At 64.1% G+C, this 24,469-nt stretch carries 15 protein-coding genes; 11 read left to right on the forward strand and 4 right to left on the reverse strand.

Features of this window, described 5'->3' with window-relative positions; translation table 11 throughout:
• The first annotated feature begins 12 nt into the window (after positions 1 to 12).
• The 7 genes from AB4Y82_RS19725 to AB4Y82_RS19755 all read left to right on the forward strand — a co-directional run bounded on the left by AB4Y82_RS19725 (position 13) and on the right by AB4Y82_RS19755 (position 11,933).
• Positions 13 to 2,562, forward strand: a complete 2,550-nt coding sequence (locus AB4Y82_RS19725; protein WP_441611587.1) for a TonB-dependent receptor — start codon at positions 13 to 15, stop codon at positions 2,560 to 2,562.
• A 79-nt stretch (positions 2,563 to 2,641) separates the two neighbouring features.
• Positions 2,642 to 3,904, forward strand: coding sequence for an MFS transporter (locus AB4Y82_RS19730; protein WP_441605343.1), 1,263 nt, complete (start codon positions 2,642 to 2,644; stop codon positions 3,902 to 3,904).
• A complete protein-coding gene (locus AB4Y82_RS19735) occupies positions 3,901 to 5,346 on the forward strand; it encodes a sulfatase family protein (RefSeq protein WP_441611589.1) in 1,446 nt (481 codons plus the stop codon). Before AB4Y82_RS19730 ends, AB4Y82_RS19735 begins: the two co-directional genes overlap by 4 nt.
• Before the next feature lie 42 nt (positions 5,347 to 5,388).
• Positions 5,389 to 7,638 (forward strand): glycosyl hydrolase family 95 catalytic domain-containing protein, encoded by a 2,250-nt coding sequence (locus AB4Y82_RS19740; RefSeq protein WP_441605345.1) that lies wholly within the window; start codon positions 5,389 to 5,391, stop codon positions 7,636 to 7,638.
• A 49-nt stretch (positions 7,639 to 7,687) separates the two neighbouring features.
• Positions 7,688 to 9,382 carry a trehalase family glycosidase gene (locus tag AB4Y82_RS19745; protein ID WP_441605346.1) on the forward strand — a complete coding sequence of 565 codons (1,695 nt, stop codon included), beginning with the start codon at positions 7,688 to 7,690 and terminating at the stop codon, positions 9,380 to 9,382.
• Entirely contained in the window at positions 9,379 to 10,446 is a 1,068-nt protein-coding gene (locus AB4Y82_RS19750) for an alpha/beta hydrolase (protein ID WP_441605347.1), read from the forward strand. Before AB4Y82_RS19745 ends, AB4Y82_RS19750 begins: the two co-directional genes overlap by 4 nt.
• Before the next feature lie 77 nt (positions 10,447 to 10,523).
• Positions 10,524 to 11,933 (forward strand): sigma-54-dependent transcriptional regulator, encoded by a 1,410-nt coding sequence (locus AB4Y82_RS19755; RefSeq protein WP_441605348.1) that lies wholly within the window; start codon positions 10,524 to 10,526, stop codon positions 11,931 to 11,933.
• A gap of 479 nt (positions 11,934 to 12,412) precedes the next feature.
• Here AB4Y82_RS19755 and AB4Y82_RS19760 read toward each other — a convergent pair whose 3' ends face one another.
• The 4 genes from AB4Y82_RS19760 to AB4Y82_RS19775 form a co-directional block, all read right to left on the reverse strand.
• The gene (locus AB4Y82_RS19760; protein ID WP_441605349.1) at positions 12,413 to 13,996 is read right to left on the reverse strand and encodes a response regulator; all 1,584 of its coding nucleotides are present in this window, start codon (positions 13,994 to 13,996) and stop codon (positions 12,413 to 12,415) included.
• 38 nt (positions 13,997 to 14,034) lie between these two features.
• The gene (locus tag AB4Y82_RS19765) at positions 14,035 to 14,478 is read right to left on the reverse strand and encodes a response regulator (protein WP_046972442.1); all 444 of its coding nucleotides are present in this window, start codon (positions 14,476 to 14,478) and stop codon (positions 14,035 to 14,037) included.
• On the reverse strand, positions 14,475 to 16,271 hold the full coding sequence (locus tag AB4Y82_RS19770) for a sensor histidine kinase (RefSeq protein WP_441605356.1): 1,797 nt from the start codon (positions 16,269 to 16,271) through the stop codon (positions 14,475 to 14,477). The genes AB4Y82_RS19765 and AB4Y82_RS19770 overlap by 4 nt, the downstream gene beginning before the upstream one ends.
• Positions 16,272 to 16,357: 86 nt before the next feature.
• Complete coding sequence (locus tag AB4Y82_RS19775; RefSeq protein ID WP_441605350.1) at positions 16,358 to 18,760, reverse strand: GH92 family glycosyl hydrolase; 2,403 nt, start codon at positions 18,758 to 18,760, stop codon at positions 16,358 to 16,360.
• A gap of 157 nt (positions 18,761 to 18,917) precedes the next feature.
• Between AB4Y82_RS19775 and AB4Y82_RS19780 the strand changes: the two genes are divergently transcribed.
• From AB4Y82_RS19780 to AB4Y82_RS19795, 4 genes are read left to right on the forward strand one after another with little or no spacing between them, the layout of a single operon-like run.
• Positions 18,918 to 19,967, forward strand: a complete 1,050-nt coding sequence (locus tag AB4Y82_RS19780; RefSeq protein ID WP_441605351.1) for a LacI family DNA-binding transcriptional regulator — start codon at positions 18,918 to 18,920, stop codon at positions 19,965 to 19,967.
• A gap of 14 nt (positions 19,968 to 19,981) precedes the next feature.
• Complete coding sequence (locus AB4Y82_RS19785; protein WP_441605352.1) at positions 19,982 to 21,679, forward strand: sugar MFS transporter; 1,698 nt, start codon at positions 19,982 to 19,984, stop codon at positions 21,677 to 21,679.
• A 4-nt stretch (positions 21,680 to 21,683) separates the two neighbouring features.
• Positions 21,684 to 22,667, forward strand: coding sequence for a carbohydrate kinase family protein (locus AB4Y82_RS19790; RefSeq protein ID WP_441605353.1), 984 nt, complete (start codon positions 21,684 to 21,686; stop codon positions 22,665 to 22,667).
• Positions 22,664 to 23,875 carry an AGE family epimerase/isomerase gene (locus tag AB4Y82_RS19795; RefSeq protein ID WP_441605354.1) on the forward strand — a complete coding sequence of 404 codons (1,212 nt, stop codon included), beginning with the start codon at positions 22,664 to 22,666 and terminating at the stop codon, positions 23,873 to 23,875. The genes AB4Y82_RS19790 and AB4Y82_RS19795 overlap by 4 nt, the downstream gene beginning before the upstream one ends.
• Positions 23,876 to 24,469: the final 594 nt, after the last annotated feature.

Below are 24,469 nucleotides of genomic sequence, written 5' to 3' on the forward strand. Positions count from 1 at the left end.
GGAGGAAACACCATGAACACGCAACGCATGACTCGTAGGCTGCTTGCCACCAGCATTGCTGCTTTGCTCGTCGCCAGTTCTCTGCACGCGCAGGATGCGGCACCCGCAGCGCAGGCTCCGCCGGCACAGACCCAAGGTCCATCGGCAGCGCCAGCCGCTCCGGCGGCCAACCAGAAGAACGCCACCAATCTCGACCAGGTGGTGGTCACCGGCACCGCCACGGCGGGCGGCCTGAAGAAGATCGACACCTCGTACTCGGTCACCGCTGCCACGCTCGACCAGATTCGCGAATTCAATCCCAAGAGCTCCGCTGACCTGCTGAAGATGGCGCCGGGTGTGTTTCCGGAATCCTCGGGCGGCCAGACCGGTGCGAACATCGAAGTGGCCGGCTTCCCGGGCGGTGGCGATGCCCCGTTCGTGACCTTCCAGCTCAATGGTTCGCCGCTGTATCCCATGCCGACGCTGTCGTTCATGGAAAACTCCTCGATGTTCCGTCTGGACGACACCATCGACCACGCCGAATTCGTGCTCGGCGGCCCGGCCGTGCTGTACGGCAATGGCCAGCCCGGCCTTACCGCGAACTTCATCCTGCGCGAAGGCACTGATACGCCCAGCGGCGATGTCGGCGTCACCTACGGCTCGGAAGGGCTGGTGCGCCTGGACGGCTTCTACGGCTTCAAGATCGCCGATGGCTGGTACGGCAGCGTCGGCGGTTTCTGGCGCAAGTCCGACGGCGTGCGCGATCCGCAGTTCGATGCCGACAAGGGTGGCCAGCTCACTGCCACCTTGACGCACAACTTCGGCGACAGCGGCTCGATCATGTTCTATGCGCGCGACCTGAAGGACCACAACCAGTTCGTCACCGATACGCCGATCCTCAATCCGGGCCGCGGCCAGTTTGAAAACTACCCCGGCTTCGATGCGCTCACCGGCACCTTCGGCAGCAAGGCCGATCAGTACAACTTCCTGCAGACCACGCCTTGCAACACGGCCGGCTGCCAGCCCGGCGGCCAGCACGTGAACCTGGCCGACGGCCGCGGTGCGGACATCTTCTCCGTGGGCGGCAATCTGGACCTGACCTTTGGCGACAACTGGAACGTCTCGGACAAGTTCAATTTCACCGGCGGCCAGATGAACACGACCGCCTTCTTCAGCACGGGCGCCAACCCGCAGACGCTGAGCAGCTATATCGACGACCAGATCACCGCCAACGGCCTTCCTGCCGGCACCACCGCCACCGCCGTGTACACCAACAACGGCCAGGCGGCGGACATGAACCAGAACGTGACCACGCAAGGCCTGTGGTATGTGCACAAGCGCATCCAGGGCGCCACCAACGAGTTCCACATCAGCAAGGAAATCTTCGACGGCAACACGCTGACCGTGGGCAACTACACCGCGGTCTACAACGATCACGACACCTGGTTCCTGGGCAACAACATGTTGCTGCAGGCGAAGAACAACCCCAGCCCGATCGCTGTGTCGCTGAGCAATGGCGATGTGCTGTCCAGCCCGGGTGGTTTCGTGAGCGGCCCGTCCACGGCCATTCGTGAGGCGTGGAACGGCTTCAACACCGCCTTCTTCCTCACCGACTCGTGGAAGCTCGACAAGTGGTTGTTCGACGCCGGCGTGCGCGTGGAGCGCCAGGAAGCCAATGGCCGCATCCAGAACACTGCCACGGGCGATCTGGACAACAACCCGACCACGCTCTACAACAACAACTCGCAGTACGTGGTGGGCGGCAACAACTACATCAACTACGCCAAGACCGCGCCTTCGTGGACCATCGGCGCCAACTACGAAATCCAGAGCAATATGAGCGTGTACGCCCGTATCAACGACGGCGTGCACTTCCCGGGTTTCGATGACTTGCGCGGCCTGCCCAGCCAGCCGATCAACAAGATCCACAATATGGAAGTGGGTTACAAATACCAGGCGGACTGGGTGTACCTGGATGTGAACGCGTACCGCAAGCTGTTCTACAACGTGCCCTACACGATCACCCAGGGCAATGGCCAGCAGTTCTCGTTCGACTACGGCTCGGCCACCAAGGGCATCAACTTCACCACGGTGCTCAAGCCGATCCCGAACGTTCCGGGCTTCCAGCTCGCCCTCAGCGGCGATTACATGGACGGCCACTACACCCACAGCGCCGCCTGCACGCCTTATATGACGCAGGATGGCACCGAGGCCTGCGCCAGCCTCGATGGCATGCAGCTGCAGCGCCAGCCCAAGTTCCAGGGCCGCCTGACGCCGTCGTACGACTTCCCCACCTCGTTCGGCAGCATGAAGTTCTGGATCACCTATGAGTACGTGGGCAATCGCTACGGCGACCTGATCGAACAGCAGCCGCTGGGCGATTACTACAGCTGGAGCTTCGGCGCCACGGCCAACATCGGCCAGAGCTGGCAGGTGAACCTGCAAGGCACTAACTTGACCAACGAGATCGGCGTGACGGAGGGCAACTCGCGCCTGTTCGGCTTCGCCAGCACCAACGGCGTGATTCTGGCGCGCTCGATCGAAGGTCGCGAGGTCAACCTGCAGGTCAAGTACAAGTTCTAAAGAGCACTTCCCTCGACTGTCCCGGTCCGCCACTAGTGCGGCGGACCGGGACCTTTTTAAACCTCATTACGAGGTGTGCATGAACCGGTTCCGCATGGTCGTGGCGTTGGCGACGATTTACATGGTGTTCGCGATACTGCTCAACAGTGTCGGCACGGTGATCCTGCAGTCCATCCACACCTTCGGTATCGACAAGCCGCAGGCCAGCCTGCTGGAACTGTTCAAGGACTTGCCGATCGCCCTCACCTCGTTCCTGGTGGCCTCGTTTCTGCCACGGCTGGGTTACCGCCGCGCGATGATGCTGGCGTTGGGCATCGTGGGCAGCGCCTGCGTGCTGATGCCGCTGCTGCCGAGTTTTCACACCACCGAATTATTGTTCACCTGCGTCGGCGTGTCGTTCGCGCTGGCGAAGGTGGCCGTGTATTCCTCCATCGGCCTGCTGACTGACAGCAAGGCCGAGCATGGTCGCCTCACCAATACCATCGAAGGGCTGTTCATGCTGGGCGTGTTGGCCAGCGGCTGGCTGTTCAGCGCGTTCATCGACCACGGCAACCCGGCCAACCCATCCTGGTTCAACGTGTACTGGGTGCTGGCCCTGATGTGCTTCGGCACCATTGCGCTGCTGTCGGGCGCGCAGCTGGATGAAACGGCAGCCCATGGCGGCTCGCCGCTGTCGCTGGTGCAGGCCATGCGCGACATGTATCGACTGCTGATGCGCACGCTGGTGTACGTCTTCCTGCTGTCGGCGTTTCTCTACGTGCTGATTGAACAGAGCTTCAGCACGTGGCTGCCGACATTCAACAACGAGATCCTCAAGCTGCCCAATGCGATGAGCATCCAGATGGCGAGCATCCTGGCCGGTGCGACGGCGTTGGGTCGCATTCTTGCCGGGCAGCTGCTTCGCCGGATGTCGTGGCACGTGCTGCTCAATCTGTGCGTGGTGGGCATGGGCGCGTTGATCCTGCTGGTACTTCCATTGGCGAGCCATCCCGCGACTGGCACGGAGGTGGGTTGGTTCAACGCGCCTGTCGCTGCCTACCTGATCCCGCTGATCGGTTTGCTGATGGCGCCGATCTACCCGGTCATCAATTCGGTGGCCTTGAGCTCGCTGCCCAAGCCCTCGCACGCCGCCATGACCGGCCTTATCGTGATCTTCTCCGCGCTGGGCGGCACGCTGGGTTCGCGCATCACCGCCATCGTCTTCACCAACTTCGGCGGCATCCACGCGTTCTATTTTTCGCTGGTGCCGATGACGCTGATCCTGGTGACGCTGTTCTTCTTCAAGCGCGAAACCGACCGATCGGCCCTGCCCGCCTTGCTGGCACCGGAGGGTGCGGCGTGAGTTTCACGCGCCGCCAGTTCCTGGCGTCGGGCGTGGTGGCGGCGGGAGCCGCGCTGACATCGAAGTGGACGGCAGCCGCTGGCAACCGGACGACGGGGGCACGCAACGTCCTTCTGATCGTCGCTGATGACCACGGTTACGACATGTCCGGCGTGGGGACGGCAGTACATACACCCGCACTTGATCGGCTGGCACGCGAAGGTACCTTGTTCACCGATGCCTATGCCTCGGTGTCGTCGTGCAGCTCCAGCCGCTCGACGCTGTATACGGGCCTGTACTCGCATACCAACGGCATGTACGGCCTGGCGCACGACGTACACAACTTCTCGCTGCTGGAAGACGTCAAGACGCTGCCGTGGATGCTCAAGCAGCACGGCTACGCCACTGCGCTGGTGGGCAAGCTGCATGTGAAGCCGGAGGCCGCACTTGCCTACGATGCGTGGCTATTGCCGGAGCAAGCGGGTAACCGCGACGTGGCCGCCATGGGGCATGCCGCCGGGCAGTGGATGCGCGCTCAGGGTGCGAAGCCGTTCTTTCTTACCATCGGTTACAGCGACCCGCATCGCGCCGGCGATGCCTCGCAGTTCGGCAACACGCGCGACTGGCCGGAAGTTCAGCGCATGAGCTATCGGCCGCAGGAGGTGACCATTCCCTCGCATCTGCCGGACCTGCCGGGCGTGCGCGAGGACCTCGCCCAGTACTACGAAGCGGTGAGCCGGATGGACAGCGGCGTGGACATCCTGCTGCGCGAACTGCAGGCCTCGGGGCACGCCGACGACACGCTGGTGATCTATCTGTCCGACAACGGCCGCCCGTTTCCCGGCGCCAAGGACAATCTCTACTACGAAGGCATCCATCTGCCGCTGATCGTTCGAGCGCCGAAGGCGACGCGTCGCGGCATCCGCAACAACGCGATGGTGAGCTGGATCGACATCACGCCCACCATCCTCGACTGGGCCGGCGTGTCGCCGCCGCAGGGCTATCGCTATCTGCCGCTGCCCGGCCGTTCGCTGTTGCCGATCCTGGAGCAGGCAACGCCCGGCGGCTGGGACGAGGTGTTCGCCACGCACTCGTTCCACGAGATCGATCAGTACTACCCCACCCGTTCATTGCGCACGCGGGGCTACAGCTATTTCCTGAATCTTCAGCCCAGCCTGCGCGTGCCGATTGCCAGCGACGTGGCGCTATCGCCATCGTGGAAGGCCATCACGAGCACGCCGGGCGCCCGTCTGGGCAAGCGCACGCTCGAAGCATTTGAGCATCGCCCCGACGAAGAACTCTACGATTTGCACGCCGACCCGGACGAAGTAGTGAACCTGGCCGGCGAGGCGAGCCATGCCCACGTGCTGGCCGACGTACGCACGCAGCTCGCGCGCTGGCGCACCGCCACGCACGATCCGTGGATGGCCGGCATCACCAATCCTTTTGGACCCGCCCGCTAAGCGCGCGAGTGATCACCCGATGGAACAAGGAAGACGCGCCCCATGAAGTCCCCGCTACGACAACTGCCACGCGCGGCTGCCATAGGCCTGCTGTTTGTTGCCGCCCGCGTCAGCGCGGCCACCGATCCCAGCTTTGTGCTCACCGGCACGTCGGAACAATTTGGCAGTTATTTCCCCAGTTACCTGGCCAACGGCTACTACTCCACGCTCACCTCGGTGCGTGGCACCGAACCGACCATGGGCTACATGGTCGCGACCATGGACTATGCGAAGGACGATATCGCCCGTCCCGCGGCCATGCCCGGCTGGAACGAGATCGACTACAACCCCGGTGGCGGCTGGCTCAATTCCACCCGCGTGGCGAAGGAGATCTTCACCGACTACTCGCAGACGCTGGACATGTACGGCGCCACGCTGAGCACGAAGTACCGCTTCGTCTACGCCAACAAGTCCACCGACGTGCAGGTCACCACCTTCGTCAGCCAGGACGCGGGGCATCTTGCCGCCACGCGCCTTACGCTCACGCCGCAGTTCGACGGCAGCGTGCAGCTGACCTTTCCCATTCGCCTGTGGTCGGAACACCAGCCGCGCTTCCCCATCGGCAAGATGACTGGCGACGAGATGATCGCCGCGGTGATCGCCAGCGGGCAGAACCTGGACAACAAACCCGTGCCGACGCCGGATCGCGCGGCCGTGTGGTACCCGGGCGTGGTGCGCATCCAGTCCAACGGTGGCGACACCAAGACGCTTACGCTGTGGCTGGATGGACGCGCCGAGCAAGGCGTCGCCGTGGCGCAGGCGGTGGCGGTTGAGCTGCCCAAGGGGCTGGGCGTCGAAGACGTGCAGCTCGAAAAGGGGCCGTACAAGCTCTCACTGAACCTCAAGGCCAGGCTGCACAAGGGCCAGAGTTACACCTTCACCAAATATATCGCCGCGTCGCGCGAAGGCTGGGGCGGCAATGCGCAGGCCGATCTCGCACTCGCCACGCAGGCGCGCAAGACCGGCTTCGACGCCTTGCTCGCCAAGCATCAGGCCGCGTGGCATACGCTGTGGCAGTCGGATATCCGCATTGAGGGCGATGCCAAGGTGCAGCAGGCGGTGCATTCGGATCTCTACTATCTGCTGTCCAACACCACCGTGGGCACGAGCTGGCCGATGGGCGCGTGTGCGCTCACGCCGGGCTACGCTGGCCATGCGTTCTGGGACAGCGATTCATGGGTGTTCCCCGCGCTGCTTTTGTTGCATCCGGAACGCGCCAAGCCGATCGTGATGTTCCGTCACCGCACCATCGGCCCCGCGCAGGATCGCGCCAGGCAGTACGGCGTGAAGGGCACGATGTATCCGTGGGAATCCGATCCGGAAACCGGCAAGGATTACACACCGCATTTTGCCTACGGCGTGTTCCGCGAGGTCCACGTCAATGCCGACATCGCCATCGCGCAGTGGCAGTACTACAACGCCACCGGCGACGAGGCGTGGCTGAAGCAGGTCGGCTGGCCGGTGATCGAGCAGGTGGCCACCTTCTGGGCCAGCCGCGTCAGCTATGACAAGGCCAGCGACCGCTACGAGATCCACCACGTCACCTCGCCCGACGAAGCCTACGACGACGTACCCAACGACTCGTTCACCAATGCGGTGGCGCAGAAGGCGCTGCGCATTGCGGTGAAGGCGGCGAAGAAGGTGGGCGCAAACGCCGATCCGCAGTGGAGCGTGATCGCCGACAAGATGTATGTTCCGTTCGATGAGAAGAACCAGCGCCATCTCGATTTCGATGCGTCGGTGCCGCACGACAAGATCACCTGGATGGGTTCGTCGCTGGCATGGCTGATGTATCCCAACCTCGACCTGCCGATGACGCCGCAGATTCGCCGCAACGATTTCGACTTCCAGCTGCACGAGCTGAAGGAACACGGCGACGATCCGAACGAAATGATGATGGTGATGCTGGCCGTAGGCTCGGCCGAACTGGGCGACGCGCAGGGCGCCAACGACTGGATCCAGCGAAACCTGGTGGGCTTCCTCAAGCCGCCGTTCAACGTGCGCACCGAAACGGTGGCGAACAACGCGGGCTACATCCTCGCCACCTCCGCCGGTTTCGTGCAGAGCTTCGTCTACGGACTGAGCGGCTTGCGCATCGATGACGATGGCCTCACCCAGGCCTACGCACCGACCTTGCCATCCGCGTGGAAATCGATGCAGCTCAAGGGCGTGCATTTCCGCGGCAAGCAATACGACATCACCGTCGAGCATGGCGCCGACGGCAAGGCGCGACTGACGCGCAAGACCCTGTAAGCGCCAACGCGATGAAGACACACGATCACGCACCGACCCGGGAGCCGATATGAATCGCCAAGCCCATCCTTCGTTTCTTCGTCCTCGCCTTATCGCCTTCGCGCTTTCATGCGCCGTCGCCAGCACGGCGTTCGCCGCCGGCACACCCGATCCGGCGAAAACGCGCGCCTATATCGACAAGGCCTGGACCACGTTGACGCGCTCGCAGGAAGCCTGCGCGTCGCTGGTCGATACCAAGGTGGTCGGGCATCCGGTGCTCTACGTGCCCGCCGGCCAGGCCGTTCCGGATGCGGTGACGGCCATCGGCAAACGTTGCGGCGTCGACGTGCGTCCGTTGCCCAAGAAGGTGGAGCAGCTGGGCGATATCGATGCGACCCGGCTGCCGCAGCAGGGCCTGCTCTATCTGCCGCATCCTTATGTAGTGCCCGGCGGCTTCTTCAACGAGATGTACGGCTGGGACAGCTATTTCATCCAACTCGGACTGGTGGCGGATCACCGCCTCGACCTGGCCAGGGACATGGTCGACAACGCGCTGTTCGAAGTGGAGAACTACGGCGGCGTGCTCAATGCCAACCGCACGTATTACCTCAGCCGTTCGCAGCCGCCTTTCCTCACCGCGATGATGACCGCGGTGCTGGATGACCCCGCCGCCTTCCCGAACGCGGACGCGCGACGCGAGTGGCTGGCCAAGGCTTATCCACTTGCGGTGCGCAATTACGAGATCTGGACGCGTCCCGAACATCGCGCCGGCGATACGGGCTTGGCGCGCTATTACGACCTCGCCAGCGGCCCGGTGCTCGAAGCGAAGGACAGCGAGTACTACAAGGGCGTGATCCGCTGGCTGCGTGCGCATCCCAAAGACGATCCCGGCTATCTGATCAAGGCTGCTGAGCATCCGAGCGATGCAGAGGCGGCCACGCTCAAGGATGCAAGCTGCGACGTGCACGCTTCGAAAGTGTGTGAAGGCGCCTGGGTGGATGGTTATCGGCTCACTGCGGACTATTTCCACGGCGACCGCGCGATGCGCGAATCGGGTTTCGACACCAACGCGCATTTCGGCCCGTTTGGCGGCTCCACCCATCACTATGCCGATGCCAGCCTCAATAGCCTGCTTTATCGCTACGAGCGCGACCTGCACGACTTTGCCCTGCAGCTGGGCAAGGCCGGCGAGGCGGATCGCTGGGCCAAGGCCGCCGACGCACGCAGGGCAGCGATGGACAAATACCTGTGGAACGCGCAGGCCGGCATGTATCTCGACTACGACTTCATCGCCGGCAAGCCCTCGCCGCTGCCCTACGTCACCACCTATTACCCACTGTGGGCCGGCCTGGCTTCACCACAACAGGCTGCGGCCGTGCGCGGCAAGCTCAGTGTGTTCGAGCGCAAGGGCGGCCTGAGCATGGACAATCATCCGGCAGGCGTGCAGTGGGGCGAGCCATTTGGCTGGGCGCCCACTAACTGGCTGGCGATCAAGGGACTCGACGACTACGGCTTCCACGACGATGCCCGCCGCCTCGCCGGCAAATTCGCCACCACGGTGGACCAGGGCCTGGCCGACGACGGCACTATCCGCGAGAAATACAACATGGTGCTCGGCAACGCCGATGTGAAAGTGATGGCCGGCTATAGCGAAAACGTGGTGGGTTTCGGCTGGACCAACGGCGTGTATCTGAAGCTGCATGAGTTGCTCGATGGCAAGGCGAAGAAGGCCGCACCTGCTGCCAAGACGGAGAAGACGCCGTGACGCGCGGCGCGGCCGTTCGGTTTGCGCTCGCCACGGCGCTTTTGGGTGGTGTGCTTCACGCGCAGGATGCCAAGCCCACGGTACGCGCCGACGGTAGCGTGCATGTAGGCAACATCACCCTTCCCTACTCATCGGAAGCTTCGCCGGAGGCGCACGCCTTCTTTCCCAAGATGCTCGCCGCCGGCAGCAAGGCGCCGCCGATCACCGCGCCGATCGAACAGAGCCGCGCGTTCTACGACCGCATGAACACCGATCGCGCCCATCGCCTGATGGCGCTTTACCCGGTCAAGACCCATCGCGAAACCATTGCCGGGGTGCTGACGGATGTCGTCGAGCCGGCCCAGGGCATCGCGCCCGAGAACCAGGGGCGCGTGCTGATCAACCTGCATGGGGGCGCGTTCCTGTGGGGCGCGCACAGCGGTGCACTGGTGGAATCCATCCCCATCGCCAGCCTGGGCCGCATCAAGGTGATCAGCGTGGACTACCGCCAGGGGCCCGAGCACGTCTTTCCCGCCGCCAGCGAGGACGTGGAGGCCGTCTATCGCGCCCTGCTCAAGCAGTACAAGCCCGGCAGCATCGGGATCTACGGCTGTTCGGCCGGCGGCGTGCTCACCGGCGAGGCCGTGGCGCGACTGATCACCGACAAGCTTCCCGTACCCGGCGCCATCGGCACGTTCTGCGGGTCGGTGGTGGATATGGCCGGCGATTCGGTGATGGTGGGCCCGCTGCTCAACGGCGCCCCGGTGCCGGATCACCCGCTGCGGCTGGGCGAGCTGCCCTACTTCAAGGGCGCCAGCGCGACCGATCCGCTGGTTTTTCCCGGACTTTCGCCGGAGTTGCTGCACCAGTTTCCGCCCACCCTGCTGATTACCGGTACCCGCGATGCGGCCATGAGCGCCGTGATCCGCAGCCAGACCCTGCTCAGCCAGGCCGGCGTGGCCACCGACCTGCAGGTGTGGGAGGGCATGTGGCACTCCTTCTTCTCCGACCCGGAGATGCCTGAATCGAGGGCCGCCTACCAGACCATCGTGAAATTCTTCGACAAACATTTGACGCGCGGGTAGGCGTTCACGCATATCAGTCTTTGCCCCCCGCGAGGGGGACGGTTATCCTAGCCGTGTCCACAGCAAACAGTGACGACATGAGCCAACAGACCGTTCTGGTCATCGACGACGAACGCGATATCCGCGAGCTTCTCACCATCACCCTCGGCCGCATGGATTTGCTGGTCGATGCGGTAGGTACCGTGACCGAAGCCCGACGCGCCCTCGCCGAACGGCATTACGACCTCTGCTTCACCGACATGCGCCTGCCCGACGGCAACGGCCATGAAGTGGTGGAGCTGATCTCCGCCGAACATCCGGACACGCCGGTGGCGATGATCACCGCCTACGGCAATGTCGATGCGGCCGTGAGCGCGCTCAAGGCGGGCGCCTTCGATTTCGTCTCCAAGCCGGTCGACATCCAGATGCTGCGTCGCCTCGTGCGCACGGCACTGCGACTGGCCGAGGAAAAACGCAGCGGCCAGGCCGCCGCCAAACCCGACGGCAACGAGCGCCTGATCGGCGAGTCGCCGGCGATGCACCAGGTGCGCGCCACCATCGGCAAGCTGGCGCGCAACCAGGCGCCGGTGTACATCGCCGGTGAATCGGGCGTGGGCAAGGAACTGGTCGCCCGCCTGATCCATGAGCAGGGCCCGCGCGCCACCGGGCCGTTCGTGCCGGTCAACTGCGGCGCCATTCCGTCCGAACTGATGGAAAGCGAGTTCTTCGGCCATCGCAAAGGCAGCTTCACCGGTGCGGTAGGCGACAAGGAAGGCCTGTTCCAGGCCGCGCACGGCGGCACGCTGTTCCTCGACGAAGTCGCCGAACTGCCGCTGCACATGCAGGTGAAGCTGTTGCGCGCGATCCAGGAAAAAGCCGTGCGCCCGATCGGTGCACGCGAGGAAGTGCCGGTCGACGTGCGCATCCTCTCGGCCACCCACAAGAATCTTGCCGCGCTGGTGGACCAGGGCCAGTTCCGCCAGGACTTGTTCTATCGCATCAACGTGATCGAACTGCGCGTGCCGCCGCTGCGTGAGCGTCGCGGCGACGTGCCGCTGCTCGCCAACTTCGTGCTGCGCCAGCTCGCCAACAAGAGCGGCGGCACGCCCGGCCACTTGCTGCCTGCCGCCCAACAGGCGCTGGAAGCCTATGACTTCCCGGGCAATGTGCGCGAGCTGGAGAACATCCTCGAACGCGCCATGGCCATGTGCGACGGCGACCAGGTCGACGTCAGCGACCTGATGCTGCCGCAGCGCACGCCGCGCCCGCAGAACGAAACGGCACCACCGTCTCCCACCGGCATGCCCGCCGTTGAACCGGCACCCGTTGCCGTGGCTGCCGCACCGTCGGCCAGCGGCGGCCTGGATGACTACATCAGCAACCTTGAGCGCACGGCCATCATCAAGGCGCTGGAGGAGTCGCGCTACAACAAGACGGCAGCTGCGAAGAAGCTGGGCATTACGTTTAGGGCGCTGCGGTATAAGTTGAAGAAGTTGGGTATCGATTGAGATTGATAGGTCGATGCACAGAAAAGGCCGCACACAGTGCGGCCTTTTTGTTTTTGTGGTGGCGTGCGCACCATCTGAAGAGCCGACCGGCAAGATTGATCCGCAACCCACGAACCTGCATAACCCTTGTAGGAGCGCACTTGTGCGCGACCGCAGGACTGGGATGTGCCGCTCCGTAGGCTGATCGCGCACAAGTGCGCTCCTACAAAAAAGCTGCCGGCTCGGCAGCGCAGAGCACTTATCGGCTCTTGATGTGGCTCAGCCCCGGGGTCCCCGTATGACGCGGCGGGCGAACCAGGTCGCGAATACGCGACAACAAAACACCGAGGCTCTGGATTATCAGCCATTCGGCTGTTGACGAGCGCTTCCGGCCTGCACCGGGATGACGAACAAGAACAAGACTGCGGCACATCCAAACAACGAGGCTAGGTTGGCCCCTCACCCCACCCCTTTCCTCGGAGGGGAGAGGGAGCAAAAACTCACACTGGCCCTTGCGGCCCATCCCCACCCGTACTCTCCTCCAACGCATCCCTGACCGTCTTCAACAACCGCAACGTCGAAACCGGTTTGTCCACCAGATACAAATGCTCCATCACCGGCAACTCATCCATATCCGGCGGCGCATCCGGACGCGCAAGCAAAAGCACCGCACCGCGATAACCATGGTCGAACAAGGCCGCCAACGTGCGCACGCCGGTAAAGAGATTCATGTCGGCATCAAGCACCACAAGATCGGGAACGCCTTGCGCCTCCAGCCACTGCAAGGCAGCCGTACCACTCTGGCTCGCATGCGCCTGATAGCCCCACGAATCGAGCGTATCCACCAGCAGCGAGAGCTGACCGGCTTCTTCCACCACCACCAGCACGCGCTCCGCTTCGCCCTGCAGGTTGGCGGTTTCCTGCTCGCCCACCACATCGGCGGGCTGCTGCATCAGCGGAATATGCATATGGAAGCTGGTGCCCTCGCCGAGCACGCTCTCCACCCGCATCACGCCACCATGCGCGGTAATGATGCGCTTGCATGAGACCAGGCCGAGGCCGGTACCGCTTTCCTTGGTCGTGTAGAACGGTTCGAACAGATGCAGCAATGCGTTCTCGTCCATGCCGGTGCCGGTATCGATCACGCTGAGGCATACATAGTTGCCTTCGCGGCTTTCCTCGCCGGGCTGGAAGAAATGCTCCGGCAAGCTGGCCACCGATGTGCAGATGCGCAGCTTGCCGCCCTCGGGCATCGCTTGCAGCGCGTTGAGGCTGAGGTTGAGCAGGCACTGCTGCAGCTCGGTGTGATTGCCGTCGAAGCTGAGATCGGGATCATAAGCATCCAGTTCCAGCGTCACATTGCGCGGCACACTGCCCTGCAGCAACAAGCCGAGTGCTTCGAGCAGCGCGCCCACGCGTACTTGTTCCGCGCGACGTGCGCCGCGCGCAAAGGAAAGCATGGAATGCACCATGTCCAGGCCACGCTTGCCGCAGTCGCGCACCAGCCGTCCCAGGCGCGCCAGCCGTGGATCGTCCTGGTAGTCCTGCAGGCTGTCGCCGGCGAGCAACAAGGGTTGCAGCAGGTTGCGCAAGTCGTGGCTCAGGCCGCCCGCCAGCATCGCCAGGCTCTCGAAACGCTGCGCGCGGATCAGTTCGGTTTCCGCGCGTCGACGCGCGCGTTGCGCTTCGGCTTCGCGCATGGCGCGGCGCACTGCCGAGGCCAGCCGCGCAGGATTCTGCTTGAGGATGTAATCGGTCGCGCCGTTGCGCAACGCCTCAATCGCCGCTTCCTCGCCCAGCGTGGCGGAGACGAAGATGAAGGGCAGGTCCTGGTCGCGTTCGCGCAGGATGTCGAGCGCGCGCTGGCCGGAGAAACCCGGCATGCTCAAGTCGGACAACACGATATCCGGCTGGAAATCCTCCAGCGCCGAGAGATACTCGCGCTCGGCGTCCACCAGGGTCACGTCGTATTCGATGTGATCGGCGTCCAGCTCGGACAACACGAGCTCCGCATCGAGCTGGCTATCCTCGATCTGCAGTACACGGATTCGGGGTAACGCCCACTGCTGCCTATCCACTGTCAACCACCCCGTCGTGGAACCACCCCTAACATTCGTCCCATTCAGATATGGTCAGGTGCCTGATTGAGCACTGCCCAGAACTGCCCCACGGTTCGCACCGCTTCAAAAAACTGGTCCACGTCCACCGGCTTGATCACGTACGCGTTCGCGCCAATGTCCCAGCTGCGCGCCAGATCACTTTCCTCCCGCGACGATGACAGAATCACCACCGGCACGCGGCGGAATCGATCGTCGGCACGCAACTGCGTGAGCACTTCCAGCCCGCTCATGCGCGGCATCTTGATGTCCAGCAGCACCACGGCCGGATCGGTCGGTTCGCGCCCGGCCCATTCGCCGCGGCAATAAAGGTAGTCCAGGCAGTCCACGCCGTCTTCGACGTGCACCACGGGATTGGCCAGATGGGCACCGGCAAGCGCGTCCAAGGCCATTTCAGCGTCGGCGAGACTGTCCTCGACAAGCAGGATGGTACGGAGGTCGTGGTTCATTGGCGCCTCTGCGCGAAGCTTTCTGCGAGGTCCGAAGACGGCAGTGTGAAGTGGAAACGCGCGCCCTGCCCTGGCTGGGCATCGGCCCAGACGCGTCCGCCGTGTCGCGTGACGATGCGACGCACATTGGCCAGGCCGATACCGTTGCCCGGAAACTCCGAGGCCCGGTGCAGGCGCTGGAACACGCCGAACAGTTTACCCGCGTATTGCATGTCGAAACCGGCGCCGTTGTCGCTGACCACGAATTCGTAGCTGCCGTCGCGGTGGCGCTGCACGTCCACGTCGATACGCGCCACCTCGCATTTGCCGGTGTACTTCACTGCGTTGCCGAGCAGGTTCTGCCACACCGTGCGCAACATGTTCTCGTCGCCGATGACAATAGGCAGCGGCGCGATCGACCACACGATGTGACGCCCGTGCGCATCCGTCTCGGCCAGCGCGCGTGCCTCGTCCGCCAGCGACTGCATATCCACCGGCTGCAGGCGCAGCGCGCCGCGACCCAGGCGCGAGAACACCAGCAGGTCTTCGATCAGCAGCGCCATGCGCTTGGCGGCGTCGTTGATCACTTCGATGTAATGGCGCGAGCGCTCGTCCGCCGCCTCGCCCAGGTGCTGCTGCAATTTGCCGGCGAAGCCGCTGATATGGCGCAGCGGTGCACGCAGGTCGTGCGATACCGAATAGCTGAATGCTTCCAGCTCGCGGTTCACATCGGACACTTGTTCGATCTTGCCTTCGAGCTGGCGATTGAGCTCCTTCACCTGCTGCTCGACCAGGGCGCGTGCGGTGACATCGCTCAGGGTGAGCAGCAGCACCGGATCGCCGCCGTTGTCCTGTTCGAGGCGACGGGCGTTGATCACCACGTGGCGGTCGACGCCATCGACGGTGCGCTGGATAAGCTCGTAATCCCACAACTCGCGGTCCAGCAGCAGCACGTCGTTGAGCCGTTGAAGCAGTGCGCCGTCGGTCCACGCGCCATCGCCGATATCGGTCAGCGGCAGCGATTGCCGGAAATCGGGCGGCAGGCCATAGAGCTCGCCAAAGGCCGCATTCACCAGCAGGGTGCCGAGGCCGGCGTCGAGCAGGGCGATCGGTTCGCGCACGGCCTGCACGATCAGTTGCGAACGCTGCACCGCCTGGCCTTCGCGCACCTCGGCACGCAGGCGTCGGCTGATCTGGCGTTCGGACACGATCACCACGATGGTCAGCAGCAGCACCTGGGCGATCGCCGTGATGGTCAAGGCCAGGGCGCTGTTGAACGATTCGCGGCTGGCCGCATCGCGACGGCTGAGCAACGTGGTGTTCTCGTTGCGCACGATGCCGTCGATCAGATCGTCCATCTTGAACAAGGTGCCGGAGTCGCGCATCGCATCGGATGCGCCGGCTTCGTCGCCATGGTCGTGCCGCATGATGGCCTGCCCGCTCAAGGCGAGGCGACCGCTCACAGTGGAGCTGAGCGAGCCGATCAGGGCTTGCTGATCCGGACTGTCGCGCGTCATGTCGCGCAACTGCTGCAGCAGGCCGGGCGTTTCGTGGGCAGCCCGCTCGGCACGCATGCGTACCGTCGCGTCCGCGTCGCCGTGGATCAGGCGGTAAATGGCCGCCTCGCTGTCCCGCGTGACATAGGCGATGCGATAGGTAAGCGACTTCACCTCGCTGGAGTGGGTGACGCGCTCATTGGCGAGGATGGCCTCGCTGGCACCGCTGCGGGTGACCACGTAGGGCAAGGCCACGATCACCAGCACCGCCGCCAGCAGGCCGCCCAGGCGCCAGCGCAGGGCGACGCGGTCCTTCATGGCCGGTCGCAGCGTCGACGCCAGTTTCCAGGATGAGCGCAACATGACAGGCATGGTTGCAGAATCACCCCAGAGAACGCCACCTCTTAAAGTGGCGTTTTAGGGGCAGCTTTGTCGGAATTACCGTGGACTTTGGTCGTAGACACGCTCATTGAGCTAGGGCGTGCGCTCACAGCCTGCCCCCAGGCCCGGTTCGGCTCGGCCTGCATGGTGAAGTGCAGCTCGCCGCCGGACACGATTTCGGCATGGCGCAGGAACACCCGGTCCAGCGGCTTGCCGTTGAGGGTGACGCTGCCGACATAGGGGTGGGCGTCATCCAGCGGCTCTGCAGTGACCTTGAAGGTCTTGCCATTGGACAGGTGCAGGGTGGCGCTGCTCACGAACGGGCGGCCGATGGCGTATTCGTCGCTGGCCGGCGTCACCGGGTAGAAGCCCACTGCCGTGAAGATGTACCAGGCAGACATCTGGCCCAGGTCGTCATTGCCGGCCAGGCCGTCCGGGCGGGTGGCGTACTGGCTGTCCATGATCTGCTTGAGGCGCTTCTGCGTCTGCCACGGCGCGCCGGCGTAGTCGTAGAGATAGGCCAGGTGATGGCTGGGCTCGTTGCCGTGCGCGTACCAGCCGATCAGGCCGGTGATGTCCTCGACGTTGGCAAAGTGCGATTTGTCGACCTTGGCCTCGAACACGCTGTCGAGCTTGGTGACGAAGGTCTGGTCGCCGCCCATCGCCTTGATCAGCGCGGCCACGTCCTGCGGCACATACCAGGAGTACTGCCAGGCGTTGCCTTCGGTGTAGTCGCTGCCGTAGCCGGCCGCATCCGGGTTGAACGGCTCGCGGAAGCTGCCGTCCGTCTTGCGTGCGCGCATGAAGCCGGTCTTCGGATCATATGCATTGCGCCAGTTGCCGGCGCGCTTGTCGAAGGTGGCGGCAATCTCCTTGCGTCCCATCGCCTTGGCCATCTGCGCCAGCGACCAATCGTCATAGGCGTATTCCAGCGTCTTGGAGGCCGCTTCCGGCTCCTTGTCGATGGGCACGTAGCCGAGCTTCATGTAGTCGCCCAGATCGCCATAAGGCGCATAGGTGGCGCTGGCGACCATCGCCTTCAGCGCGGCGTCCGCATCGAACCCGCGCACGCCCTTCACATAGGCGTCGGCGATCACCGGCACGGCGTGGTAGCCGATCATGCACCACGTCTCCAGGCCCTGGTACGCCCACACCGGCAGGATGCCGAACGGACTGGTTTCGCGCGAGGCGATCAGCGAGCGGATGAAGTCGGTGCTGCGCTCGGGCATCAGCAACGCCATCAGCGGCTGCTGGGCGCGGTAGACGTCCCACAGCGACCAGGTGGAGTGGAATTCGAACTTGCCGTTCTTGTCGACGGCCTGGTGCACGGCGTTGTCCGCACCGCGGAACTGGCCATTCACGTCCATGCTGAGCGTGGGCGACAGCAGCGCGTGGTACAGCGAGGTGTAGAAGCCGACGCGCTGATCCTTGCTGCCTTCCACGTCGATCGAGGCGAGGGCCTTGTCCCACTGGCTGCGGGCTTCGGCGCGACGCGCATCGAAATCCCAGCCCTGGCCTTCGGCATCGAGGTTGGCGATGGCGTTGGCTTCGCTCACCGGCGAAATGGCCACCTTCACGCCCAGCGGCTGCTTGAGCGAGCCGAAGTCGAACACGCCCACCAGGGCGCGGCCACTCTGCGCATCGTGGTCTTCCGGCTGATAGCCCGGGCCCTTGAAGCCCTTATAGGGAATGTCGGTCTCGCGGTTGTACAGCGTGCGCGCCTGCATCGGCTGCGAGAAACGCATGGCGAAGCAAAGCTCGCGGCCCGGCGCCCAGCCGCGCGTGGTGCGGCAGCCGGTGACCGTGCCGTCGTCATGCACGCGCAGGCTGGACCACAGCACCTTGCCGGCGTAGTCGTAGATGCTCGGGCGCAGATCCAGCAACAGATGCGCGGGCTTGCCAGTCGGGAAGGTATAGCGGTGCCAACCGATGCGGCGGCCGGCGGTCAGCTCGGCGCGCACGTCGTAATCGCTGAGCGTCACCGCGTAATAACCTGCCTGCACCACTTCGGTGTCATGGCTGAAGCGGGAGCGGTAACCGCTGCCCGGCTTGGCCGGGTCGCCCTGCTCCAGGCGCACGTCGCCGGCGATCGGCATCACCAGGACGTCGCCCAGGTCCGAATGGCCCGAGCCGGAGAAATGGGTGTGGGAGAAACCGAGCAGGCTGCTGTCGCCGTACTGGTAGCCGGCGGCCCACTTGTAGGCGTGCTTCAAGTCGGGCATGGCCGAATCCGGGGACAGCTGGATCATGCCGAACGGCACCGTGGCGCCAGGAAAAGTATGCCCGTCGCCGCCGGTGCCGATGCGGGGATCCACATCGACCGAATGCCCCTCGGCAGCCCGCACGCAGGCCGGCGCAGCCAGGGAAATCGACACCGCTGCAGCCAGCAAAGTGGGCAGCCATGCACGGAAACGCGAATTACGCATAGAATTCCCCGAAAGAGTGGATTTGAATCGTTCTAATTTCGCCTGACGCTAACATCTCTGCAGGCATCGTTGCATGCTGCGTCGCGCCATCGAAATCGGTTCCGTTCGTGCGCGGAGGCAGGTACCTTTGGATCGTTCCAATCAACCCAGGCCTGCGATGGAAAGCCAGACCCCGGTCGGTAGAAAGATCACACTCAACGACATCGCAGCCGGCTGCGGTGTGTCCCGCGCCACGGTTTCCCTGGTGCTGCGTGGCAGTCCCCTCGTGAATAAGGTTACCCGGGCACGGGTCGAGGAAGAACTGCGACGCCAGGGATACGTCTATAACCGGGCCGCGGCCAACCTACGCCGGCGTACGTCGTCGAGCGTGGCCCTGGTCATCAACGAACTGGCGAACCCGTTCTTCGCCGAGTTTGCTGCGGGCGTCGACGACGCGCTCGGTACAGCCGGTTTCGTCACCCTGCTCGGCAGCTCCGGCGATTCGGCCGAGCGCGAACATGCCGTGCTCGGTTCGCTGATCGAACACGGACCAGGCGGCATCATCCTGTCGCCCGCCGAAGACAGCGAAGCGCGCAAGGTATTGGCCGCCGTGGGCACCCACACCCCAGTGGTGCTGTTCAACCGCGAGCTGGGCGGCGAGCTGCCGGAATACGCGCACTGGGATCGCCTGATGCTCGACAACGAGCGCGGCGCCCGCCAGGCCACCGAACATCTGATCGCGCAGGGTCATCGGCATATCGCCTTTTTTGGCGGCCATGACCATGCCAGCTCCACCCGCGAACGCCATGCGGGCTATACGCAGGCCATGAACGCGGCCGGTCTTCCGGTCGAGTCGCACTGGCGCGTGCAAAGCACGCCCACGCGCATGGATGCCGCGCGCGCCGCAGGTTCTCTGTTCGAAGGCCCGGGCTCCGCGCCCACCGCCGCGGTTTGCTACAACGACGCCGTGGCGCTGGGCCTGATGCTCGGCCTGCACCAGCATGGTCGACAGGCGGGCCGCGATTTCGCGGTGACCGGCTTCGACGACATCGCCGAAGCCTCGATGAGCATGCCGTCGCTCACCACGCTGTCCACTGCCCCGCGTGCACGCGGACGGCAGGCGGCCGACATGCTACTCGCTCGCCTGCGCGATCCGCAGGCGCCTTCGGGCACCATCATCGCGCCGGTGGAACTGGTCGTGCGCGAAAGCAGCTGTCCTCTTTCCTGACCCACGGATTCCGCATGGCCTTCGCAGCACCACCTATTCAGTCGGCGACCACGTCGTCGACCACCGGTTCGACGCGCTACACCGACTATCCGATGGCGATGGCGGTGACCACCACGATTTTCTTCATGTGGGGTTTCCTGACCGTCCTCAACGACATCCTGATTCCGCACCTCAAGACCGTGTTCGAGCTGAACTACGCACAGGCGATGCTGGTGCAGTTCACGTTTTTCGGCGCGTACTTTTTGATGTCGCTGCCGGCGGGGCGCCTGGTCGCCGCGCTTGGTTACAAGAAGGGCATCGTGGCGGGCCTGACCATTGCTGCCGTGGGCGCGTTCGGCTTTTGGCCGGCGGCGCTGCTGCATTCGTATGCGGCCTTCCTCGCGGCGCTGTTCGTCTTGGCCACCGGCATCACGGTGCTGCAGGTCGCAGCGAATGCGTATGTGGCGCTGCTCGGTCCCGAACGCACCAGCTCCAGCCGCCTCACGCTGGCGCAGGCGATGAATTCGCTGGGCACCACGCTGGGCCCCTGGTTTGGCGGCCTGCTGATTCTTTCCGCCGTTGCCTTCACCGTGCCCGACGCCGTGCGCAAGGCGCCGGAAACCGTGCAGCTGGTGCAGACGCTCAACGATGCGCCGCCCGCGCAGGCGGTTGAGGCGATGCGTCAGGCGCCGCCGGAACGTCTGGTGGCCGCACTGAACGATGCTGCCGCGACGGCGCTCGATCGCCTGCCCGCGACTGACGTGGCTGCAAGCATCGCGCAACTTCCGCAGGATCAACTGCCGCGCGCACTGGACCGGCTTGCCGGCGCCCCGTTGCTGGCCACGCTTTCCGCGCTGTCGCCGCAACAGCTTGCCGCGTTGCCGTCGGCCAATCTTGCCCAGGCGCTGGACAAGCTCGCTTCCTCGCATCTCGATGCCAGCGGCGATGCCCAGTTCGCCAAGGTGCGCGCGAATCTGACGCCGGAGACCGCACAGCAACTGGCCAGCTATCGCCAGAAGCAGGCCGAGCTGGTGCAGAAGCCGTATCTCGGCCTCGGTTGCGCCTTGCTGGTACTGGCGCTGGTGGTGTGGCTGTTCCGACTGCCGCCGCTGACCGAGTCGACCGAAGCGGCCGACACCACGCATCACACGCTGATGGACGCGCTGCGCCACAGCCATGTGTTCTTTGGCGTGCTGGCGATCTTCTTCTACGTGGGCGCGGAAGTGTCCATCGGCAGCTTCCTGGTGAACTACCTGTCGCTGCCGGAGATCGGCCACATGAGCGAACTGCAGGCAGCGCACTACGTGTCGCTGTACTGGGGCGGCGCGATGGTCGGGCGCCTGGCCGGTTCGGCCCTGCTGGTGATCATCAACCCGCGCAAGCTGCTCGCCGTGTTCGCCGGTGTCGCGGGCCTGCTGGTGCTCACCACCATGCTTACCCATGGCGACGTGGCGATGGTCAGCGTGATCGCGATCGGCCTGTTCAACTCGATCATGTTCCCGACCATTTTTGCGCTCGGCATCGAACGCATGGGTCCGCTCACCGGCAAGGCTTCGAGCCTGCTGATCATGGCCATCGTCGGCGGCGCGCTGCTGCCGCTGGCGCAGGGCGTACTGGCCGACCACATGGGCATCCAGCACGCTTTCATCCTGCCGCTGCTCTGCTACGGCTACATCGTGTTCTACGGTCTGCGCGGTTCGCTGGTTCGCGATCCCGTTGTTCCCCAACATTGAGTCTTTGTCGATGTCACGCACCATCCTCTGTTTCGGCGAAGCGCTGATCGATTTCCACAGTGAAGGCGGCGATGAAGCCGGCTTCCCACGCAGTTTTGTGCCCTACGCCGGCGGCGCGCCCGCCAATGTGGCCGTCGCCGTTGCCCGTCTGGGCGGCGATGCGGCGTTTGCCGGCATGCTCGGCAAGGACATGTTCGGCGATTTCCTGCTGGACAGCCTGCACCGTTTCGGTGTGAACACCGATGGCGTGGCGCGCACCGATGAAGCGAACACCGCGCTTGCGTTCGTGTCGCTGGATGCCCACGGCGAGCGCAGTTTCAGCTTCTATCGCCCGCCGTCGGCCGACTTGTTGTTCCGTCCCATGCATTTCCATGCGGACAGTTTCCGCGGCGCCGCCGTCTTCCACGTCTGCTCCAACAGCATGACCGATGCGGCGCTCGCCGAGACCACCCGCGAAGGCATGCGCCGCGCGCATGACGCCGGCGCGCTGGTGAGCTTCGATCTCAACCTGCGTCCTGCATTGTGGCCGCGGGATGTGGAGCCACGCCCGCTGTTGTGGCCGGCTCTTCATCTGGCCGACGTGGTGAAACTGAGCGCCGAGGAATTCGCCTGGCTCGCCGTCGACGGCGAGGAAGCCACGCTGGAAAAGCTGTGGGAAGGACGCACACGTCTGGTCATCATCACCGATGGCCCGAAGGCCCTGCGTTGGTTCCATCCGGATGTGGAAGGCGAGCTGCCGGTATATGCCGTGCCTGCCGTGGACACCACGGCCGCGGGCGACGCCTTCGTCGGCGGCCTGCTCTATCAGCTGGCCAAGCTCGAACACAGCGACGACCGCATCGATCACCTGATCACCGAACTGCCCCGCCTGCATGCAGCCCTGCGCTTCGCAGCGGCCTGTGGCGCACTCACCGTGACGCGCCAGGGTTCGTTCTCGGCCATTCCCGATGAAGCCGAAGTGCTCAACTTCATGGAGACGTACGCATGACCACGACGCCTGATTTCCGCAGCGAGGCGTTTCTGCGCGAACACATCGCGACCACGATGGCGTTCTACCACCCTCATGCGATCGATCCCGCCGGTGGTTTTTTCCACTACTACAAGGACGACGGCACGATCTACGACCGCAGCCATCGTCACCTGGTGAGCAGCACGCGCTTCGTCTTCAACTACGCGATGGCGTACAACGAGTTCGGCAATCCCGAGTATCTCGACGCCGTGCATCACGGCCTGCGTTACCTGCGCGAGGTGCACCGCAATCCCGCCACCGGCGGCTACGCGTGGACCATCCGCGATGGCAAGCCGGAAGACACCACGTATCACGCGTATGGCGTGGCCTTCGTACTGCTCGCGTACTCGACCGCCAAGAAGGCCGGCGTGCACGAGGCCGAAGCGTGGATGGACGAAACCTGGGAGCTGCTGGAACAACGCTACTGGGATGCCGACGCCGGCCTCTATCGCGACGAAGCCGACGAGCACTGGCACTTCAGCGATTACCGCGGCCAGAACGCCAATATGCACATGTGCGAGGCGATGCTCGCCGCGTACCAGGCCAGCGATGAGCCGCGCTATCTGGAACGCGCGCTGGAGCTGGCCGACCATATGACGCGTCGCCAGGCGGCCAAGGCCGATGGCCTGGTGTGGGAACACTATGACGTGAACTGGAACGTCGACTGGAAATACCACCTCGACAATCCCAAGCACCTGTTCCGTCCATGGGGCTTCCAGCCCGGCCATCAAACCGAATGGGCGAAGCTGCTGCTGATCATGGAACCGCTGCTGCTCGAACGCGGCATCGAGAAAGACTGGCTGGTGCCCACCGCCAAGCACCTGTTCGACACCGCACTCGCACGCTCGTGGGACAACGAATACGGCGGCATGGCCTACGGCTTTGCGCCCGACGGCGAAGTCTGCGACGACGACAAGTATTTCTGGGTGCAGGCCGAATCGCTCGCTGCGGCGGCGCTGCTGCATGCACGTACGGGCCTGGCTGAATACGACGCTTGGTACGAGAAGCTGTGGGCGTATGCGTGGAAGTATTTCGTCGACCACAGGTATGGGGCGTGGTTTCGCATTCTTACTCGTGACAATCACAAGGTTGATGACGAGAAGAGCCCTGCCGGTAAGACCGACTATCACACCATGGGCGCGTGTTATGAGGTGATCGCCCTGGTGCGTGAGGGTGGGGTTCCGTAGGGAAGATCATACGGAGCCCCCGATAGGCGCGGGCTACATCAAGAGCCCGACAGTATGCGGCACTGCCGTCCGTCCTTTTTGTAGGAGCGCACTTGTGCGCGACCAGCCTACCAAGCGATACACCGCAGCTCCGCGGTCGCGCACAAGTGCGCTCCTACAAGGGTTTCGCGCGCTGTGGCGCCCATTCAATCTTGCGATCGCTCTTTGTGGGAGCGCGCGTCGTGGGGCGCTGATAAAAGATTAGAGGCCGCTGCATTTTTGTAGGAGCGCACTTGTGCGCGACCAGCCTACGAAGCGATACACCGCAGCGCGGCGGTCGCGCACAAGTGCGCTCCTACAAGGGTTTCGCACGCTGTGGCGCCCATTCAATCTTGCGATCGCTCTTTGTGGGAGCGCGCGTCGTGGGGCGCTGATAAAAGATTGGGAGCCTCTGCATTTTTGTAGGAGCGCACTTGTGCGCGACAAGCCTACGAAGCGGTACACCGCAGCTCCGCGGTCGCGCACAAGTGCGCTCCTACAAGGGTTAGGCAGCTTCGTGGGTTGCGGATCAACCTTGCCGGTCGACTCTTTGTGGGAGCGCACCCTGTGCGCGAC

The sequence above is a fragment of the Dyella sp. 2YAF14 genome (genome assembly GCF_052114725.1).
Taxonomy (GTDB): Bacteria; Pseudomonadota; Gammaproteobacteria; order Xanthomonadales; family Rhodanobacteraceae; genus Dyella.

Excerpts from the sequence above, each read along its gene's own strand:
- AB4Y82_RS19785 (WP_441605352.1), top strand. The coding sequence starts at position 19,982 with ATGGCCTTCGCAGCACCACCTATTCAGTCGGCGACCACGTCGTCGACC.
- AB4Y82_RS19770 (WP_441605356.1), bottom strand. The coding sequence starts at position 16,271 with ATGAAGGACCGCGTCGCCCTGCGCTGGCGCCTGGGCGGCCTGCTGGCG.
- AB4Y82_RS19725 (WP_441611587.1), top strand. The coding sequence starts at position 13 with ATGAACACGCAACGCATGACTCGTAGGCTGCTTGCCACCAGCATTGCT.
- AB4Y82_RS19740 (WP_441605345.1), top strand. The coding sequence starts at position 5,389 with ATGAAGTCCCCGCTACGACAACTGCCACGCGCGGCTGCCATAGGCCTG.
- AB4Y82_RS19745 (WP_441605346.1), top strand. The coding sequence starts at position 7,688 with ATGAATCGCCAAGCCCATCCTTCGTTTCTTCGTCCTCGCCTTATCGCC.
- AB4Y82_RS19795 (WP_441605354.1), top strand. The coding sequence starts at position 22,664 with ATGACCACGACGCCTGATTTCCGCAGCGAGGCGTTTCTGCGCGAACAC.
- AB4Y82_RS19775 (WP_441605350.1), bottom strand. The coding sequence starts at position 18,760 with ATGCGTAATTCGCGTTTCCGTGCATGGCTGCCCACTTTGCTGGCTGCA.
- AB4Y82_RS19755 (WP_441605348.1), top strand. The coding sequence starts at position 10,524 with ATGAGCCAACAGACCGTTCTGGTCATCGACGACGAACGCGATATCCGC.
- AB4Y82_RS19780 (WP_441605351.1), top strand. The coding sequence starts at position 18,918 with ATGGAAAGCCAGACCCCGGTCGGTAGAAAGATCACACTCAACGACATC.
- AB4Y82_RS19765 (WP_046972442.1), bottom strand. The coding sequence starts at position 14,478 with ATGAACCACGACCTCCGTACCATCCTGCTTGTCGAGGACAGTCTCGCC.
- AB4Y82_RS19730 (WP_441605343.1), top strand. The coding sequence starts at position 2,642 with ATGAACCGGTTCCGCATGGTCGTGGCGTTGGCGACGATTTACATGGTG.